The organism is Pantoea sp. GM01, from assembly GCF_000282675.1.
GTDB lineage: Bacteria > Pseudomonadota > Gammaproteobacteria > Enterobacterales > Enterobacteriaceae > Pantoea > Pantoea nemavictus.
Map to the genome: position 1 here is coordinate 1 of NZ_AKIU01000032.1, position 17,491 is coordinate 17,491.

15 protein-coding genes and 2 tRNA genes are annotated in these 17,491 nt (G+C 54.3%); 11 read left to right on the top strand and 6 right to left on the bottom strand.

The genetic code is table 11. The annotated features are described in order from the left end of the window. The first annotated feature begins 119 nt into the window (after nucleotides 1–119). A tRNA-Asp gene (locus tag PMI17_RS09625) sits at nucleotides 120–196 on the top strand. Between the two features lie 8 nt (nucleotides 197–204). Then, nucleotides 205–280: transfer RNA gene (locus PMI17_RS09630), tRNA-Trp, on the top strand. A 106-nt stretch (nucleotides 281–386) separates the two neighbouring features. Here PMI17_RS09630 and hdfR read toward each other — a convergent pair. Beyond that, nucleotides 387–1,208 (bottom strand): HTH-type transcriptional regulator HdfR, encoded by an 822-nt coding sequence (hdfR, locus tag PMI17_RS09635; RefSeq protein ID WP_007888807.1) that lies wholly within the window; start codon nucleotides 1,206–1,208, stop codon nucleotides 387–389. 121 nt (nucleotides 1,209–1,329) lie between these two features. On the opposite strand from hdfR, the gene PMI17_RS09640 reads away from it, so the two are divergent. Beyond that, nucleotides 1,330–1,668, top strand: a complete 339-nt coding sequence (locus tag PMI17_RS09640) for a DUF413 domain-containing protein (protein WP_007888811.1) — start codon at nucleotides 1,330–1,332, stop codon at nucleotides 1,666–1,668. 30 nt (nucleotides 1,669–1,698) lie between these two features. Here the strand turns inward: PMI17_RS09640 and PMI17_RS09645 are convergent, their stop codons facing one another. Further along, the gene (locus PMI17_RS09645; RefSeq protein WP_007888812.1) at nucleotides 1,699–3,219 is read right to left on the bottom strand and encodes a YifB family Mg chelatase-like AAA ATPase; all 1,521 of its coding nucleotides are present in this window, start codon (nucleotides 3,217–3,219) and stop codon (nucleotides 1,699–1,701) included. Nucleotides 3,220–3,547: 328 nt separating this feature from the next. Here PMI17_RS09645 and ilvL point away from each other — a divergent pair, with 328 nt between their 5' ends. From ilvL to ilvA, 6 genes are all read left to right on the top strand, one after another. Then, nucleotides 3,548–3,646, top strand: coding sequence for an ilv operon leader peptide (gene ilvL, locus PMI17_RS24795; protein WP_071531048.1), 99 nt, complete (start codon nucleotides 3,548–3,550; stop codon nucleotides 3,644–3,646). Between the two features lie 149 nt (nucleotides 3,647–3,795). Next, nucleotides 3,796–5,442 (top strand): acetolactate synthase 2 catalytic subunit, encoded by a 1,647-nt coding sequence (ilvG, locus tag PMI17_RS09650; RefSeq protein ID WP_007888813.1) that lies wholly within the window; start codon nucleotides 3,796–3,798, stop codon nucleotides 5,440–5,442. Then, nucleotides 5,439–5,696, top strand: coding sequence for an acetolactate synthase 2 small subunit (gene ilvM / locus PMI17_RS09655; protein WP_007888814.1), 258 nt, complete (start codon nucleotides 5,439–5,441; stop codon nucleotides 5,694–5,696). The genes ilvG and ilvM overlap by 4 nt, the downstream gene beginning before the upstream one ends. Before the next feature lie 19 nt (nucleotides 5,697–5,715). After that, complete coding sequence (locus tag PMI17_RS09660) at nucleotides 5,716–6,645, top strand: branched-chain amino acid transaminase (protein WP_007888821.1); 930 nt, start codon at nucleotides 5,716–5,718, stop codon at nucleotides 6,643–6,645. 62 nt (nucleotides 6,646–6,707) lie between these two features. After that, entirely contained in the window at nucleotides 6,708–8,558 is a 1,851-nt protein-coding gene (ilvD, locus tag PMI17_RS09665) for a dihydroxy-acid dehydratase (protein WP_007888822.1), read from the top strand. A gap of 3 nt (nucleotides 8,559–8,561) precedes the next feature. Then, on the top strand, nucleotides 8,562–10,109 hold the full coding sequence (gene ilvA, locus PMI17_RS09670; protein ID WP_007888823.1) for a threonine ammonia-lyase, biosynthetic: 1,548 nt from the start codon (nucleotides 8,562–8,564) through the stop codon (nucleotides 10,107–10,109). On the opposite strand, the gene ilvY is transcribed toward ilvA, so the two are convergent. Further along, the gene (gene ilvY / locus PMI17_RS09675; protein ID WP_007888824.1) at nucleotides 10,110–10,991 is read right to left on the bottom strand and encodes an HTH-type transcriptional activator IlvY; all 882 of its coding nucleotides are present in this window, start codon (nucleotides 10,989–10,991) and stop codon (nucleotides 10,110–10,112) included. A 161-nt stretch (nucleotides 10,992–11,152) separates the two neighbouring features. Between ilvY and ilvC the strand changes: the two genes are divergently transcribed. After that, complete coding sequence (gene ilvC / locus PMI17_RS09680; RefSeq protein ID WP_007888825.1) at nucleotides 11,153–12,628, top strand: ketol-acid reductoisomerase; 1,476 nt, start codon at nucleotides 11,153–11,155, stop codon at nucleotides 12,626–12,628. A gap of 254 nt (nucleotides 12,629–12,882) precedes the next feature. On the opposite strand, the gene PMI17_RS09685 is transcribed toward ilvC, so the two are convergent. The 3 genes from PMI17_RS09685 to PMI17_RS09695 all read right to left on the bottom strand — a co-directional run bounded on the left by PMI17_RS09685 (nucleotide 12,883) and on the right by PMI17_RS09695 (nucleotide 16,459). After that, complete coding sequence (locus tag PMI17_RS09685; RefSeq protein ID WP_007888826.1) at nucleotides 12,883–14,217, bottom strand: MFS transporter; 1,335 nt, start codon at nucleotides 14,215–14,217, stop codon at nucleotides 12,883–12,885. A gap of 289 nt (nucleotides 14,218–14,506) precedes the next feature. Further along, complete coding sequence (yhjD, locus tag PMI17_RS09690; protein WP_007888827.1) at nucleotides 14,507–15,514, bottom strand: inner membrane protein YhjD; 1,008 nt, start codon at nucleotides 15,512–15,514, stop codon at nucleotides 14,507–14,509. A gap of 45 nt (nucleotides 15,515–15,559) precedes the next feature. After that, nucleotides 15,560–16,459 carry a LysR family transcriptional regulator gene (locus PMI17_RS09695; protein ID WP_007888829.1) on the bottom strand — a complete coding sequence of 300 codons (900 nt, stop codon included), beginning with the start codon at nucleotides 16,457–16,459 and terminating at the stop codon, nucleotides 15,560–15,562. Between the two features lie 115 nt (nucleotides 16,460–16,574). Between PMI17_RS09695 and PMI17_RS09700 the strand changes: the two genes are divergently transcribed. Next, nucleotides 16,575–17,333, top strand: a complete 759-nt coding sequence (locus tag PMI17_RS09700; protein ID WP_007888830.1) for an SDR family NAD(P)-dependent oxidoreductase — start codon at nucleotides 16,575–16,577, stop codon at nucleotides 17,331–17,333. Nucleotides 17,334–17,491: the final 158 nt, after the last annotated feature.

Consider the following 17,491-nt stretch of genomic DNA (forward strand, 5'->3'; position numbering starts at 1 on the left):
GTAGGGAACTGCCAGGCATCAATTTAAGATCCGTTATCGGATCGTGACCTTCCCGGTGACGCGGAAAGGGCGAAACACCTGAAATCAGAACGATTTTCTGATGTCAGTACAGAATCGGTGGAGCGGTAGTTCAGTTGGTTAGAATACCTGCCTGTCACGCAGGGGGTCGCGGGTTCGAGCCCCGTCCGTTCCGCCACCCTAATTAGGGGCGTAGTTCAATTGGTAGAGCACCGGTCTCCAAAACCGGGTGTTGGGGGTTCGAGTCCCTCCGCCCCTGCCAGAAAATAATCCTTTGCTTCGGCAAAGGATTTTTTTTGTCCAAAATTCAGCAGTGAAATGAGTTTGAGTTTCACTGTGATCCACTCAAACTCTCCTCATTTATTATCTTATGGTGCCAATACAGGATATTTAAGCAGCTGGCGGATGTGACTCTGCTGATCGCTATTCTGCAGCCACACCGCATATAACGGTCGCACAGCGACTGGTGTATCTGGAATAACCATCAAATCACTATAAATTCCGTGCCAGAAATCAGGTAAAAATGCACACGCACCCGTGGTATGCAGTAATTCACGCGTAACATGTGCTGATGTGGTGGTTAATACTGGAACATCGTCGCTGGATAGATAACTTTCATGTTGATGAAAATCCGCGCCCCATTCCAGCTTAATGTAATCATACTTTTCACGCTTCTCAGTTTTCCGCGCTCGGAATAATGCGAGTGAGATATGGCCAATCTGCTGACTGGTTAACTCATCCATCTTTGGTGCTTCGGTGGTAATCAACAAGTCCAACTGACGTTCATGTAATTGCTTAACCAATAGATGTCGTTGGGCAATCCGTGCTTCAAGGTGAAGGCTCTCTCTGTTCTCATAAAGTGTTTGTAACCAAGGAGTTAAATAGGCTTCCCAAAGGGATGCGCTGCCTCCTATTGAAAGCTCGTGATGCTGCTGTGTGTGCGAAACTTCCTTTTTAGCCATCAACCACGTACTCATCAAGCTTTCGGCATAGGGTAATAAACGCTCACCTGCCGAAGTCAGCCGGATGTTATTACGGTGACGAGTAAAAAGATTAACGCCCAGCTGATTCTCCAGCTGACGAATGCGAAAACTAACGGCAGATTGCGTGAGGTAAAGCGCTTCAGCAGCACGCCCGAAATGACGCGTTCTGCTCACTTCGAGGAAAGTTTTCAGTAATTCCGTATCCACTGCATTCTCCCAAAAATTGTTTGTCGTACTGATTTAAATGTTTTGTTTTACACTCTGTCAAGCCTATCTAATACTCCGCGCCATAAATAGCACGGCCATATGAGAGTCAGGAGCGTGTAAAATGGCGGATAGCTTCGCAACAACGAATCGTTTCTTTGATAACAAACATTACCCACGTGGTTTTTCGCGTCATGGTGATTTCACCATTAAAGAAGCTCAGCTTCTGGAGCGCCACGGTTACGCCTTTAATGAACTGGATCTCGCTAAGCGTGAACCCACTACAGAAGAAGAGCGTTCATTTTTAGAAGTATGTCGTGGTCTTCGTGAGCCGCAAACGGAAGCTGAACGCGTATGGTCGAAATATACCGCACGTATCAAGCGTCCTAAGCGTTTCCACACGTTGTCTGGCGGGAAGCCGCAGATGGACACCGTGGAAGATTTCAGCGATAGCGATGATTAAGAATAGCGGGGCTTAAATAAGCCCCGTTTTTTATTCCAGATTTTTATGTAGATAGATCATTAAACGGTCAATGCTGCGATAACCCACCGCTTCCTGCAAATGATCCCGCTGAATCGACTCTTCACCTGCTAAGTCAGCAATTGTTCTCGCCACTTTTAGAATCCGCTGCCATGCACGCACTGAAAGTCCCAACGAATTCAATACCCCTTCCAGCCATTCAGCATCCTGCTGCTTTAACGGGCACCAGCGTAAAATCTCTGGGTTAGAGAGGTGGGCATTCACCTTGCCACTACGCGCTGTTTGGATCTCACGGGCCACAAGGACGCGACTCAAAACCTCAGCGCTGCTTTCGCTGACCTGATGTTTCTTACTTAACGATCCGCTCGGGAGAAGAGGGACTTCCAGCGAGAGATCAAAGCGGTCAAGAAAAGGTCCTGAAAGGCGATTGAGATAGCGCAAGACTTGTTGTGGAGAAGAGCGATTGTGGTTGCCCTGATAATGCCCGGTGGGGCTAGGATTCATTGCACCAATTAATTGAAAGCGCGCTGGATAGGTCACTTTAGCGCGGGTACGCGAAATGGCAATCTCACCTGACTCAATGGGTTCGCGTAACGCATCCAGCGTTTTGCGCTCAAACTCCGGCAGTTCATCAAGGAACAACACGCCGTTGTGCGCCAAAGAGATTTCTCCCGGGCGTGGTAGTGAACCGCCACCCACTAGCGCATACAATGAAGCACTGTGGTGAGGCGCTCTGAACGGCCGTTTACGCCACTGTTGATGCAGATTGCCACTGCTGACCAGACTGGCGATAGCGGCGCACTCCAGCGCTTCCTGGTCGTCTAACGGCGGCATGATTCCCGGCAGACGCGTCGCCAGCATCGTCTTACCGGTGCCCGGCGGTCCAATGAGTAATAGATTATGCCCACCCGCAGCTGTAATCTCGAGCGCCCGCCGGCCTTGATCCTGACCAATGATATCGCTGAGGTCTTGCTTCCCCTGCTCAATCGTATCGGGTTGATAGTGGGCGACAGTCAATGTTGTTTGGTTATGTAGAAAGGCGCAGATTTCGACCAGATGTTTGCCAACCAACGTCTCGCCTTGCTGAATCAATCCTACATCCTGTTGATTCTGTTCAGCTAACACCATTTGTCGGCCTGCTTGCAATGCTGCCATGGCTGCCGGAATAGCTGCCTGAACGCCACAGAGCGCGCCGTTGAGGGCTAACTCCCCCAGGAATTCATATTGCGCCAGTTTTGCGTCAGGAAGCTGCTCAGAGGCCGCCAGAATCGCGATAGCGATTGGTAGGTCATAGCGTCCGCCTTCTTTAGGGAGATCGGCAGGTGCAAGATTAATGGTGACGCGTTTCGCCGGGAAGGTGAATCCACTGTTGATAATCGCACTGCGCACCCGTTCTCTGGCTTCTTTAACCGTGGTTTCGGGCAGGCCAACCAATGTTAGGGCGGGTAAGCCATTACTGATATGTACTTCCACCGTCACCAGCGGAGCCTGCACACCCAGCGCTGCCCGCGTTAATACTTTTGATAAAGACATAACAGCTCCTTGTTGCCTTTATCATCTGTGCCCTAATGTGGTCGATCAAATACCAACGCGACATTTCCAGACCTCGACTCCTTACGTTCAGCAATAGTTGCAGTTGTTTCGCTGTAATTCGGAACCGCCTCTCAAACCACAAATGAAAATTACGCCGCGTGCGTAATGAATATTTATCACAAATGTAAATAACCTTTTACTTACAATGTGATAACGGACAGGCGCCAAAGTCGCTATAAAAAAATCCCATGAAAATTATTGTCAACATCATGCTAACTATGGTAACTCTGTAGGTATTACTTCGAACAATCGAAAAAACAAATTACACATGAAAGCCCTTCTACAAGTGATTAGCCTAGTCGTGATTAGCGTGGTGGTGATTATTATCCCACCGTGCGGGGCATCGCTTGGAGAAAGAAAGGCTTAAAAATCAAGTCTGGAATTCCAAAAACCCCCGCACCGAAAGGTCCGGGGGTTTTTTTTTAACCAGATGAAATATCAGCGAATCAGCGAGGAACAGATTATGAGCAGTAGCATAAAATTCTGTTGTTCCCCAAGGAATACAGGAGAATAACCATGACAGGTGCACAGTGGGTAGTTCAGGCTTTACGCGCGCAGGGTGTCGATACAGTGTTTGGCTATCCTGGCGGCGCAATCATGCCAGTGTACGACGCGCTCTACGATGGCGGCGTGGAACACCTACTGTGCCGTCATGAGCAAGGTGCGGTGATGGCGGCAATTGGTTATGCCCGCGCAACCGGGAAGACTGGGGTATGTATTGCGACTTCGGGCCCTGGTGCCACCAACCTGATTACAGGGCTGGCGGATGCGATGATGGATTCAATCCCCGTTGTGGCGATCACCGGTCAGGTCTCTTCCGCCTTCATCGGTACCGACGCCTTCCAGGAAATCGATGTTCTCGGTTTGTCATTAGCCTGCACCAAGCACAGTTTCCTCGTTGAATCCCTTGATGATTTACCTTCTGTCATGGCCGAAGCCTTCGCCATTGCCCAGGCGGGTCGCCCTGGCCCGGTGCTGGTCGATATCCCGAAAGACATTCAGGTCGCCAATGGCGAACTGACGCCGCACCTGCTGCCAGTGGAAGAAGAAGTGAGCCATTCCGCGCAACATATCGCGGAGGCGCGAGCCTTAATGGCGCAGTCCCACAAACCGATGTTGTATATCGGTGGTGGCGTAGGAATGGCGCAGGCGGTTCCAGCACTGCGCGCCATGGCGCAGGAAACCGGTATTCCGATGGTTTCCACTTTGAAAGGTCTCGGCAGCGCGGATGCCAGCAGCGATCTTTATCTGGGTATGCTGGGCATGCACGGCACCAAAGCCGCCAACCTCGCCGTGCAATCCTGTGATTTGCTGATTGCAGTGGGCGCGCGCTTTGACGACCGCGTCACCGGCAAGCTGGATACTTTTGCACCTCATGCCAGCGTCATTCACATCGATATCGATCCTGCCGAGCTGAACAAACTGCGTCGTGCACATGTCTCGTTGCAGGGCGATATGAATCAGGTGTTGCCTGCGCTCAGCATGCCGCTGCAGATTGATGGCTGGCGCAAAGAAGTGAGCGCGATGAAAAGCGAATTCGACTGGCGTTATGATCATCCAGGCGAAGCGATTTACGCGCCGTTGCTGCTGAAGCAGTTGTCCGATCGTAAAGCAGATAGCGCCGTGGTGACCACCGATGTGGGCCAGCACCAGATGTGGGCCGCTCAGCACATGAGCTTCACCGCTCCCGAAAACTTCATTACCTCTAGCGGCCTCGGCACCATGGGCTTTGGTCTGCCGGCGGCGATCGGTGCGCAAGTGGCGCGTCCTAAAGATACGGTAATCTGCGTGTCCGGCGATGGCTCAATCATGATGAACATTCAGGAGCTGGGCACCATCAAGCGCGGCAAGTTACCGGTGAAAATCCTGCTGTTGGATAACCAACGTCTGGGCATGGTGCGCCAGTGGCAGCAACTGTTCTTTGATGGTCGCTATAGCGAAACCATTCTTACCGATAATCCCGATTTCCTCACGCTGGCCAGCGCCTTTGATATTCCGGGCCAGCGCATTAGCCGTAAAGATCAGGTCGACGCCGCCCTCGATGCTCTGCTGAACAGTGAAGGTCCTTACTTCCTGCATGTTTCTATAGATGAGCATGAAAACGTCTGGCCATTGGTACCACCGGGTGCCAGCAACGCAAACATGATGGAGAGAACCGCATGAATCAGCATCAATTGTCTATCGAAGCCCGCTTTCGTCCTGAAATATTGGAGCGCATTTTGCGTGTCGTGCGTCACCGCGGCTTCCAGGTGTGTGCGATGAATATGGCCTCCGCGGTCAATGCCGGGAACATTAATATCGAAATGACCGTTGCCAGCCAACGCTCTGTCGATTTACTGTCTTCGCAGTTAAGCAAACTTATGGATGTCGCTTGCGTCGAGATCCAACAACAGACAACACAACAAATCCGCGCTTAGTCGCCAAAGGAAAAAAGCAATGAGTACGAAGAAAGCAGACTTTATTTGGTTCAATGGGGAGATGGTTAAGTGGGAGGACGCCAAGGTTAGCGTGATGTCTCATGCACTGCATTACGGTACTTCTGTGTTTGAAGGCGTGCGTTGCTACGACTCACACAAAGGCCCAGTGGTGTTCCGTCACCGTGAGCACATGAAGCGTCTGCATGAATCCGCCAAAATTTATCGTTTCCCGATTAAAGCCAGCGTTGATGAACTGATGGAAGCGTGCCGCGAAGTGATCCGCGTGAACAAACTGAAAAGCGCTTATATCCGTCCGCTGGCCTTTGTGGGTGACGTGGGTCTGGGTGTAAACCCGCCAGATGGCTACACCACCGATGTAATCATCGCCGCCTTCCCATGGGGTGCTTACCTGGGCGCTGAAGCGCTGGAAAACGGCATCGACGCGATGGTTTCTTCGTGGAACCGCGTGGCACCAAACACCTTGCCGACCGCCGCAAAAGCGGGTGGTAACTATCTCTCCTCGCTGCTGGTGGGTAGCGAAGCACGTCGCCACGGCTATCAGGAAGGTATCGCCCTCGACACCAATGGCTATATTTCAGAAGGTGCTGGCGAAAACTTGTTCGAAGTGAAAGATGGCATTCTGTTCACGCCACCGTTCACCTCTTCAGCGCTGCCGGGCATCACGCGTGACGCCATCATCAAGCTGGCGCAAGACATGGGTATCGAAGTGCGTGAGCAGGTGCTGTCGCGCGAATCCCTGTATCTGGCAGACGAAGTGTTCATGTCTGGTACTGCAGCGGAGATCACTCCGGTGCGCAGCGTCGACGGCATTCAGGTCGGCGAAGGTAAACGTGGTCCGGTCACCGGCCGTATCCAGAAGGCATTCTTTGGCCTGTTTACTGGCGAGACGGAAGACAAGTGGGGCTGGTTGGATCCGGTTAACGCATAACGCGCTTTTTTGCGGGTGTCAGATGACGCCCGCAACCTTATTATTACTGGAGTAAATAGAGCATGCCTAAGTACCGTTCCGCCACCACCACCCATGGACGTAACATGGCCGGTGCCCGTGCCCTGTGGCGCGCGACAGGAATGACCGACGACGATTTCGGCAAGCCGATTATCGCCGTGGTCAACTCATTCACCCAATTCGTACCGGGCCACGTGCACCTGCGCGATCTAGGCAAACTGGTTGCCGAGGAGATCGAAGCAGCAGGCGGTGTGGCTAAAGAGTTCAACACCATTGCGGTGGATGATGGTATCGCCATGGGTCATGGCGGCATGCTGTATTCACTGCCTTCACGTGAGCTAATTGCCGATTCAGTGGAGTACATGGTTAACGCGCACTGCGCCGACGCCATGGTCTGTATCTCCAACTGCGACAAAATCACCCCGGGCATGCTGATGGCGGCACTGCGCCTCAACATTCCGGTGATCTTTGTCTCTGGCGGCCCGATGGAAGCCGGTAAAACCAAACTGTCCGATCAAATCATCAAGCTGGATCTGGTGGACGCAATGATTCAGGGTGCCAACCCGAACGTCAGCGATGCCGACAGCGATCAGATCGAACGTTCCGCTTGTCCAACCTGCGGTTCCTGTTCCGGGATGTTCACCGCCAACTCCATGAACTGTCTGACTGAAGCGCTGGGCTTGTCGCAGCCGGGTAACGGTTCACTGTTGGCAACGCACGCCGATCGTAAAGAGCTGTTCATTAATGCCGGTAAGCGCATCGTTAGCCTGACCAAACGCTATTACGAGCAGGATGACGACAACATGCTGCCGCGTAACATCGCCACCAAGGCGGCGTTCGAGAATGCGATGACGCTGGATATCGCCATGGGCGGTTCCACTAATACCGTTCTGCACCTGCTGGCAGCGGCGCTGGAAGGCGAAATCGACTTCAATATCTCTGATATCGATCGCTTGTCTCGTAAAGTGCCTCAGCTGTGTAAAGTGGCGCCAAGTACGCCGAAATATCATATGGAAGATGTGCACCGCGCGGGTGGCGTTATCGCCATTCTCGGTGAGCTGGATCGTGCCGGTCTGATCGACACCAGCGCGCGCAACATTCTGCAGCAGAGCATGCGTGAGACCCTCGATCAGTACGACATCATGCTGACCAAAGATCAGGCCGTGAAGGATATGTTCCGCGCCGGACCTGCCGGTATTCGTACCACCAAGGCATTTTCGCAGAATTGCCGTTGGGACACGTTGGATGACGATCGCAGCGAAGGCTGTATTCGTACGCGCGAGCACGCTTACTCACAAGATGGCGGCCTGGCAGTCCTTTACGGCAATATTGCAGAAGATGGCTGTATCGTAAAAACCGCCGGCGTAGACAAAGAGATCCTCACCTTCACAGGCCCGGCCAAAGTGTACGAAAGCCAGGACGATGCGGTTGAAGCGATTCTTGGTGGCAAAGTGGTGGCCGGTGACGTGGTGGTTATCCGCTACGAAGGGCCGAAAGGCGGGCCGGGCATGCAGGAAATGCTCTATCCAACCACCTATCTCAAATCGATGGGCCTCGGCAAAAGCTGTGCATTGATCACCGATGGTCGTTTCTCTGGTGGCACCTCCGGTTTGTCGATTGGTCACGCCTCTCCGGAAGCGGCGAGCGGCGGCACCATTGCGCTGGTGAAAGATGGCGACATGATTGAAATCGATATCCCGAACCGTGGCATCAAACTGGCGGTGCCGGATAACGAACTGCATGCCCGTCGTGAAGAAGAGCAGGCGCGTGGCGAAGCGGCCTATACGCCGCACGGCCGTGTGCGTGAAGTCTCCTTTGCCCTGCGCGCCTATGCATCACTCGCGACCAGCGCTGACAAAGGCGCGGTGCGCGATAAGTCCAAGCTGGGAGGCTAACCGATGGCTGAGTCTCAACCGCTACCCGCGTCGCCAAACGGCGCGGAATATTTGCGCGCCGTGCTGCGCTCACCGGTGTATGAAATTGCCCAGGTGACGCCGCTGCAGAAAATGGAAAAAATATCATCGCGTCTTGGCAACACCATTCTGGTGAAGCGTGAAGATCGTCAGCCGGTGCACAGCTTCAAGCTGCGCGGGGCGTACGCGATGATAGCTGGGCTGAATGAAGAGCAAAAAGCGCGCGGCGTGGTGACGGCTTCGGCCGGTAACCATGCGCAGGGCGTGGCGCTCTCGGCCAGCACGCTTGGCATCAAATCACTGATTGTGATGCCGTTGGCCACGGCAGACATCAAGGTTGATGCAGTACGCGCATTTGGCGGTGAGGCTTATCTTTTTGGGGCCAATTTCGACGAGGCAAAAGCCAAGGCGATTGAGCTGTCTGAACAGCAGGGTTACACCTTCGTACCGCCGTTTGACCATCCGGCGGTCATCGCTGGACAGGGCACGTTGGCGATGGAACTGCTGCAACAGGATGCGCATCTCGATCGCGTCTTCGTGCCGGTTGGCGGCGGCGGTTTGGCGGCGGGCGTTGCCGTGTTGATCAAGCAGCTGATGCCACAAATCAAAGTGATCGCCGTGGAGTCGGAAGATTCAGCCTGCCTAAAGGCGGCGCTGGAAGCCGGTGAGCCGGTAGATTTGCCGCGCGTCGGCTTGTTTGCCGAGGGCGTGGCGGTCAAACGCATTGGTGATGAAACCTTCCGCCTGTGTCGTGAATATCTCGACGACATCATCACGGTGGATAGCGATGCGATTTGTGCGGCAGTAAAAGACCTGTTCGAAGATGTGCGCGCGGTAGCGGAACCTTCGGGTGCGCTGGCGCTGGCGGGTATGAAGAAGTATATCCAGCAGCATGACATCAAAGGCGAGCGCCTGGCACACGTACTGTCAGGTGCTAACGTCAACTTCCACGGCTTGCGCTATGTCTCTGAGCGTTGCGAACTGGGTGAGCAGCGTGAAGCGCTGCTGGCGGTGACGATTCCAGAGCAGCAGGGCAGTTTCCTCAAGTTTTGCCAAACCATCGGCGGACGTTCGATCACCGAGTTCAACTATCGCTACGCGGATGCGGATAACGCCTGCATTTTCGTCGGCGTGCGCTTAACGCGCGGGCTGGAGGAGCGCAGTGAGATCATCAGCCAGCTGAATGAAGCCGGTTATCGTGTGGTGGATCTCTCGGATGATGAGATGGCCAAGCTGCACGTGCGCTACATGGTAGGCGGACGTCCATCGAAGCCGCTGCGCGAACGCCTGTTTAGCTTTGAATTCCCGGAAGCACCGGGCGCGCTGCTGAAGTTCCTGCAGACGCTCGGCGCACACTGGAATATCTCGCTGTTCCACTATCGCAGTCACGGCACCGATTACGGCCGGGTACTGGCGGCCTTTGAAGCTAACGAGCAAGAGCCGGATTTCGAAACCCATCTCACCGCGTTGGGTTACGAATGGCACGACGAAGCGAACAACCCGGCGTTTCGTTTCTTCCTCGCCGGGCAATAATCATAGCTGGTGCCAGAACGCATTGATAAGCGGCTCCCCGAGCCGCTTTTTTTGTACGCACACGCCAAGCTCCAGCGGCGCGACAGATTCCACATTCTCCAGCGTTAACACGCGATTGCGCACCGGTTCCGGACTGTTCTCCAGCACCACATCCGGCAGCAGCGCAATGCCACAACCCAGCGCCACCATTGAAACAATCGCCTCGTGTCCCGAAACCGTGGCGTAAATCTGTGGATTGGGGATGCGCTGGCGGCGGAACCATAAATCAATACCGCGGCGCGCAGGCCCTTGTTCCGGCAGGATAAACGGGATTTGCGCCCAATCAGGCTCGTCCTGCGTTGCCTGGCTGCGCACCGGACAAGGCAGCGCCGGGGCAATCAGCACCAGCGGGATCAACCCCAGTGGCGTAAAATCTATGCTGGCGGGCAGCGATTCGGGACGACCGGCAATGGCGAGATCGGCATCACCGGACTGCACCATCTCAATCGCATCGGCGGCGTCACCGGTGGTGAGTTTGATCTCTACCTGCGGATGTTCGGCGCGGAAGCGGTCGAGAATCGGCGGCAGATGGCTGTATGCGGCCGTCACCGAGCAGAACAGGCGCAGCTCGCCGCTCAGTGACGGGCCGTTTAGATCCATCACATGGCGCAGCTGCTGATATTGCAGCAACGTCTGCTGCGCAAACTGGCGCAGGCGCTCACCGGCTTCGGTCAGCGTGACGGTGCGGTTATCACGCAGGAACAGCGCGTGACCGACATCCTCTTCCAGGCGCTGAATCTGGCGTGAAAGGGTCGATGGGCTGACGTGCATGGCGCGTGCGGTGCGGCCAAAGTGGCAGCTTTCAGCCAGATGAAGGAAGAGCTTCAGGTCTCGTAAATCCATGCGCGTATCGCCTCAACGTTGTGTTGCAAATTTTGCAATGTGACCTTGCTAATATATCAATTTAAGCAACGGATTTCCTGTCATATGATGGGGTCATTCGCGGCGTAGTTCACATCGCCGTTACTGAACAAAAACAAACACAACATCTAACCGGAGTACCCATGGCTAATTACTTCAACACACTGAATTTGCGCAACCAGTTAGCGCAGCTGGGAAAATGTCGTTTCATGTCACGCGACGAATTCGCTGATGGCGCTAGCTTCCTGAAAGGCAAGAAAGTGGTCATCGTTGGCTGTGGTGCTCAGGGTCTGAACCAGGGCCTGAACATGCGTGATTCTGGCCTCGACGTGGCCTATGCCCTGCGTGCTGAAGCGATTGCTGAGAAGCGTGCCTCTTTCCGCAAAGCAACCGATAACGGTTTCAAAGTCGGCACTTACGAAGATCTGATCCCGCAGGCCGATCTGGTAGTAAACCTGACGCCAGACAAACAGCACTCAGCGGTAGTTCAGGCCGTTCAGCCGTTGATGAAAGATGGCGCTGCGCTGGGTTACTCGCACGGTTTCAACATCGTTGAAGTGGGCGAAACCATTCGTAAAGACATCACCGTAGTGATGGTGGCGCCGAAGTGCCCAGGTACGGAAGTGCGTGAAGAGTACAAACGCGGTTTCGGTGTGCCGACGCTGATCGCGGTTCACCCGGAGAACGATCCAAAAGGCGAAGGCATGGCGATTGCGAAAGCCTGGGCTGCAGCCACCGGCGGCGACCGTGCTGGCGTGCTGGAATCTTCTTTCGTTGCAGAAGTGAAATCTGACCTGATGGGTGAGCAGACTATCCTGTGCGGTATGCTGCAGGCCGGTTCTCTGCTGTGCTTCGACAAGCTGGTGGCTGAAGGTCACGACGCGGCTTACACCGAAAAACTGATTCAGTTCGGCTGGGAAACCATCACCGAATCACTGAAGTTCGGCGGCATCACGCTGATGATGGATCGCCTGTCTAACCCGGCGAAAATCCGCGCTTACGCGCTGTCTGAGCAGCTGAAAACCATCATGGCGCCGCTGTTCCAGAAGCACATGGATGACATCATCTCTGGCGAATTCTCCTCAGGCATGATGGCTGACTGGGCTAACGACGACAAAAACCTGCTGACCTGGCGTGAAGAGACCGGCGCAACGGCATTCGAAAACGCGCCGCAGTTTGAGGGCAAAATCGAAGAGCAAGAGTACTACGACAAAGGTGTGGTGATGGTTGCGATGGTGAAAGCAGGCGTTGAGCTGGCCTTCGAAACCATGGTTGATGCGGGCATCATTGAAGAGTCGGCTTACTACGAATCACTGCACGAGCTGCCGCTGATTGCCAACACCATCGCCCGTAAGCGTCTGTATGAAATGAACGTGGTTATCTCTGATACCGCAGAATACGGTAACTACCTGTTCTCCTTCGCCGCGGTTCCATTGCTGAAAGAGTTCATGACCACGCTGCAGCCGGGCGATCTGGGCAAAGCGATTGAAGGCACGCAGGTTGATAACGCACAGCTGCGCGACGTCAACGAAGCGGTACGCCAGCATCCAATCGAATCAGTAGGCCGCAAACTGCGTGGCTACATGACCGATATGAAACGTATCGCTGTCGCTGGCTAAGCCACGCGCGACACAGTTTTCAGCACAATAAAAAACCCCGGCTTGCCGGGGTTTTTTTTAATTAGTGCTCGCTGTTGCTCTATGTATGTACTCGCTGTCCCCCATCCCGGCCTTCCCCCGCAAGCGGGGGAAGGAGACGCTGCCACATGCAGCTTCAGAACTAACATATGGCAGCATCTTCCTCCCCCATTCATGGGGGAGGACCGAGGAGGGGGACAGCAAGCACATACGAACCAGAGTACAGCACCGCTCAATCACACCGCTTCATACAGCGTCTGATTGCGCGTCTCTTTACAGGCAATCAGCGCGATCAGCGTCAGCACCGCCATTGAAGCCAAATAGAAACCCACCGCCTGCAAACCGTAGTTCGCATTCAACCAGGTGGCGATATACGGCGCCACGGATGCACCAAGAATCGACGACAAGTTGTAAGAGAAAGACGCGCCGGTATAGCGCACTTCGGTCGGGAACAACTCCGGCAGCAGCGCGCCCATTGGACCAAAGGTTAGCCCCATAATGCTTAAGCCCAGGATCAGGAAGCCCATTACCAGCACCTGAGAACCGGAACCCAGCAGCATTGGGAACATCAGTGCGAAGGCGATAATCATCAGCGTAATGGTGATCATGGTTTTACGACGGCCAAAGCGATCGGCCAGCAGACCGGCAATCGGTACCATCACACCAAAACCAATCACCGCCACCATCAGCATCCACAGGAAGCTGTTACGCGAATAGCCAAGGCCGGCCGGCGCGGGCGCGGTACCGTAGCTCATTGAGTAGACGGTCATAATATAGAACAGCGTATAGGTGGCCAGCATGATGAAAGTGCCAAGAATCGTCGCCGTCATATGCTTGCTCAGCAGCGTGCCAATCGGCATTTTTACCTGCTTATTCTCTTTCTGCACTTTGGCGAACACGGGGCTTTCATGCAGCGAAACGCGTACATACAGGCCAATCAACACCAGCACCGCAGAGAGAATAAACGGCACGCGCCAGCCCCAGTTCATGAACTGCTCATCGGTCAGCAGCCATGAAAGCAGCAGGAAAGTACCGTTAGCGAAGAAGAAGCCAATCGGCGCGCCAAGCTGTGGGAACGAACCATAAAGCGCGCGTTTCTTCGCCGGCGCATTCTCGGTAGCCAGCAGGGCTGCACCGCCCCATTCTCCGCCTAGGCCAAGACCCTGACCAAAACGTGCCAGCGCCAGCAGCAGCGGAGCAGCCACACCAATCGTTTGATAGCTCGGCAGCAAACCAATCAGCACCGTCGAAACGCCCATAGTCAGCAGCGATGCGACCAGTGTGGCTTTACGACCGACGCGGTCGCCAAAGTGGCCAAATACGGCAGAACCAATTGGACGCGCAACAAAGGCGATAGCGAAGGTCGCCAGCGACTGTAGCGTGGCGACGGTAGGATCGCCCTGCGGGAAGAAGATGTGCGGGAAAATAATCACCGCGGCGGTGGCATAGATATAGAAATCGAAGAACTCAATGGCAGTGCCGACCAGCGATGCCACAACCACTTTGCCACGTGAATTAACCGGCGTTTCGTCGTGTTTTTTGTCGAGTGTTTCTGTGATGGAGGCTTGCATAAGTGTTTCTTAATTGTAAATGTAGACAGAGAATCTTACGCACCTGGTTTGCGGCATTCAATGGCGAAAAACCGCGTCAGACCGGGCTTTTTCGTCGAATAAGTGGATAATTTCTGAGTTGCAGCGATCAATGGCGGATGGGAACGGGAAGTGTCACTTTTTTGGCGGGAATCTCTGCAAAAGGGCCAAATTAAAGTGACCCTTCAGCGTTTCCTGCTGGTTTTTGCGGAAAAAATAGCCAGCAGGAAACATTTTTAGCTAGTACGGCATTTGTAACAATCCCGTCAGCTTATTTTGCCTGATGCGGCTGCGGCATCTCTTTATCATCTTTGTATTTCGCCGTAGCGATCCACGCCGCGCAGAACAGTGTCAAACGCGCAAAGAAGTAGAAAAACGCCATCAAGCCAAGCACCGAACCAAAAGCCGCGCCAGACGGCGAGGTTGCCAGCTTCGGCAGCGTCAGCGTCATAACAAACTTGATCACCTCAAAGCCAATCGCCGCCAGCAGCGTGCCGCGGAACAGCGCTTTTTTACGTGGCTTGTGGCGCGGCAAAATCCAGAAGATCCACAGGAACAGCAGATAGTTAGCGAAGATGGAGATCGACAGCGCAATCACCGTCATCGCCGGACGCAGCCACTCAATATCCTCCAGCCCCAGCGCATTAACGATGGCCGCCTGCGCCGCACCGGCAATCGAGGTCAGCGACAGCGTAATCACCAGCGCAAACATCAAACCGAGCAGCGACAGCAGATCGCGCGCGTACTTCTTCCAAAACTTCTCCTGATCGTCTGGCTTACGTTCCCAGACGTCGCGCGACTGGGCACGCACCGCTTCACGCAGATTGCCCATCCAGTTGATGCCGGAGTAAAGCGCCAGCAGCAAACCGGTTATTCCCACCGTGGCACGCTGCTGAATCGCGGTATTCACCGTGTTCTTCAGCGTAGTTGCCAGCGTCGGATCGCTGATGCTGTTAACGATTTTGTTGATCAACTCGGTGAGCAAATCCTGATTCGACGCCAGCACAAAGCCGACCGCCGCAAAGGAGACCATCAAAATCGGTATCAGGGAGAGAAAGGAGAAGTAGGTGATGGCTGCACCAAACTGGCTGCCGAGGCGATCGTTAAAGCGTTCCAGCGCGCGCATAAAGTGCGCCACCGCCGGAATCGCCTGAAACCAGGCGGCGAAGCGCGACACATTTTGGATTGAGCCATCCACGGTTTTATTGCCGGTTTTAATATCAATCAGCGGCTTGGTTTCTGCCTCAGCCGCTGTCTCTTTAGGGGTTTTGTCCGTCATAGACGATAGTTATCCTGTTCACTGCGAAAATACAATTATAGCGTCTTATGTCACATACTCTTGTAGGACTTGGCTGAGCCACTCCATAAACACCCGCACGCGGCGCGCCACGTTACGGCGATGCGGATAAAGCAGCGAGATCGGCATCGGTTTAGCAGGGAAGTGATGCAGCACTTCAACCAGCTTTCCTGATTCCAGCAGCGGCTGTACGCCAATCGCCGGCACCTGAATAATGCCGAGCCCGGCCATACACGCGGCGCGATAGGTTTCAGTACTGTTTACCGTCACCACGCCACCGGTTTGAATGTAATGACACTGTTTGCCATCGAAATACTCAAAACCTTGCGAAGGCTGCCCAAGCTGCTGGCTGTAATGCACCATCGCGTGTTGCGACAGATCTTCCAGCCGCACCGGCATGCCGAAACGGGAAAGGTAGTCGGCGCTGGCGCAGTTAATCAAGGCGTGCGAGCCAATTTTTCGCGCAATCAGGCCGGAATCTTTCAGCTCACCCACGCGTACCACGCAGTCAAAGCCTTCACGTATCACATCCACCTGGCGGTCGCTGCTGCTCAGCTCAATTTCGAGCCCAGGATAGTGCTGCAAAAACTCCGGCAGACGCGGCAACACAAAGCCGGTCGCCATCGCCACCGACATATCCACCCGCAGCTTGCCGCTTAAGGTGCCGGGATCGTGCTGGAACAGGCTGTCCATGTCGTCGAGCATCGACAACAAATCGAGGCAGCGATCGTAATAGACCAAACCATCCTGCGTCAGATGCACGCGGCGCGTGGTGCGATGCAGCAAGCGCGTACCCATTTGATTTTCCAGCGCCTGAAGCTGGCGCGATACGCTGCCTTTCGGTAACCCCAGACTTTCTGCCGCGCGGGTAAAACTGCCCATTTCGGCCACCCGCACAAACACCTGCATTGCGTGAATTTTATCCATGTTGTGCACCGATTGTTGTTGTTAGTGAAACAGTGCTGCGTATTCCTCTGCGTTTATAGATCAATTATTCGCGAATATCCTTATCCGGTGTTCAATTTTCCAACTGGAGCGAAACATGAGTCATAAAATTGCATTGATTACCGGCGGAAATCGCGGTTTAGGTAAGAATGGGGCGCTGAAACTGGCCGCCAAAGGCACCGATATCCTGTTTACCTATCGCGGTCATGCGGATGAAGCACAGGCGGTGGTGCAAGAGATTGAAGCGCTGGGCGCGCGTGCGGTGGCGCTGCAGCTGGATGTTGGCGACACCGGTCAGTTCGACGGCTTCGTGGCGCAGGTGAAAGAGGCGCTGCAAAAAACCTGGCAACGCGACAACTTTGATTATTTAGTGAACAACGCCGGCCACGGTCACTACAAGCTCTTCGCTGAGACCACAGAGGATGAGTTTGATGCGCTGGTGAATGTGCACTTCAAAGGGCCGTTCTTCCTGACGCAAAAACTGTTGCCGCTAATCATCGATGGTGGACGCATCCTGAATATCTCCAGCGGCTTAACCCGATTGACGCTGCCAGGTTCGGGCACTTACGCCGCAATCAAAGGGGCGATGGAGGTGTTAACCCGTTATCAGGCGAAGGAGCTGGGCGAGCGTCATATTCGCGTCAACATTCTGGCACCTGGCGCGATTGAAACTGACTTTGGCGGCGGTCGCGTGCGTGATACCAAAGATCTCAACGATCATATCGCCTCGGTTACCGCGCTGGGCCGCGTCGGCTTGCCGGATGATATCGGTGATGCGATTAGCGCGATTCTCAGCGATGAAACCGGCTGGATTACCGCACAACGCATTGAAGCCTCAGGCGGCCAGGCACTGTAATCGGTAGGGTCGCCATTCATGGCGTAATGCTCGCCAGTTAAGTAGCGTACTGGCTCCGCGGGGGTTCCGCCCGCTAAGCATATGGCAGTTTCAGAATGTGTGAAGCAGGCGGCCAGGCGTCCTCTGCTCGGTCGCCGCACGGCATAGATGAAACTGCC

Bases quoted from the DNA above. Each gene is read 5' to 3' on its own strand.
- yhjD (WP_007888827.1), bottom strand. From the start codon at position 15,514: ATGACGGACAAAACCCCTAAAGAGACAGCGGCTGAGGCAGAAACCAAG.
- ilvG (WP_007888813.1), top strand. From the start codon at position 3,796: ATGACAGGTGCACAGTGGGTAGTTCAGGCTTTACGCGCGCAGGGTGTC.
- PMI17_RS09645 (WP_007888812.1), bottom strand. From the start codon at position 3,219: ATGTCTTTATCAAAAGTATTAACGCGGGCAGCGCTGGGTGTGCAGGCT.
- ilvY (WP_007888824.1), bottom strand. From the start codon at position 10,991: ATGGATTTACGAGACCTGAAGCTCTTCCTTCATCTGGCTGAAAGCTGC.
- PMI17_RS09700 (WP_007888830.1), top strand. From the start codon at position 16,575: ATGAGTCATAAAATTGCATTGATTACCGGCGGAAATCGCGGTTTAGGT.
- ilvA (WP_007888823.1), top strand. From the start codon at position 8,562: ATGGCTGAGTCTCAACCGCTACCCGCGTCGCCAAACGGCGCGGAATAT.
- ilvC (WP_007888825.1), top strand. From the start codon at position 11,153: ATGGCTAATTACTTCAACACACTGAATTTGCGCAACCAGTTAGCGCAG.
- ilvM (WP_007888814.1), top strand. From the start codon at position 5,439: ATGAATCAGCATCAATTGTCTATCGAAGCCCGCTTTCGTCCTGAAATA.
- PMI17_RS09660 (WP_007888821.1), top strand. From the start codon at position 5,716: ATGAGTACGAAGAAAGCAGACTTTATTTGGTTCAATGGGGAGATGGTT.
- ilvD (WP_007888822.1), top strand. From the start codon at position 6,708: ATGCCTAAGTACCGTTCCGCCACCACCACCCATGGACGTAACATGGCC.
- ilvL (WP_071531048.1), top strand. From the start codon at position 3,548: ATGAAAGCCCTTCTACAAGTGATTAGCCTAGTCGTGATTAGCGTGGTG.
- PMI17_RS09695 (WP_007888829.1), bottom strand. From the start codon at position 16,459: ATGGATAAAATTCACGCAATGCAGGTGTTTGTGCGGGTGGCCGAAATG.
- PMI17_RS09640 (WP_007888811.1), top strand. From the start codon at position 1,330: ATGGCGGATAGCTTCGCAACAACGAATCGTTTCTTTGATAACAAACAT.
- PMI17_RS09685 (WP_007888826.1), bottom strand. From the start codon at position 14,217: ATGCAAGCCTCCATCACAGAAACACTCGACAAAAAACACGACGAAACG.